Origin of the sequence: Pseudarthrobacter sp. NamE2 (genome assembly GCF_005796205.1) — a bacterium.
Taxonomy (GTDB): Bacteria; Actinomycetota; Actinomycetes; order Actinomycetales; family Micrococcaceae; genus Arthrobacter.
Map to the genome: position 1 here is coordinate 1 of NZ_VAHN01000063.1, position 259 is coordinate 259.

Annotated in this window: 1 pseudogene; it reads right to left on the minus strand. The window is 69.1% G+C overall.

Annotated features, from left to right (window positions below):
• Positions 1-259, minus strand: a pseudogene (locus tag FDW83_RS19025) (hypothetical protein); the annotation flags it as partial.

Genomic DNA, 259 nt, shown 5'->3' on the forward strand with positions numbered 1-259 from the left:
GTCACCGGCTCCGGCTGCGTACACCGTCTCCGTGTGAAGCGGAGCTACCGCAGGCTGTACGGTAGGCGGCGCCGGAATGGCTGCGGAGCTCTGCGATTCAGTGGCGCCTGCGGTGAGGCCGCGGGTGAGGCGGCCGGCCAGGACGCCCGCACCGGCTGCAAGCAGCAGGAACGTACCCGGGCGGTTGCGGGCGAAGCGCTGGACTTCGCTCAGCAGATCGCCGGGCTGCTTGTTCTCAAGCCACGAAGCTACGGACTCA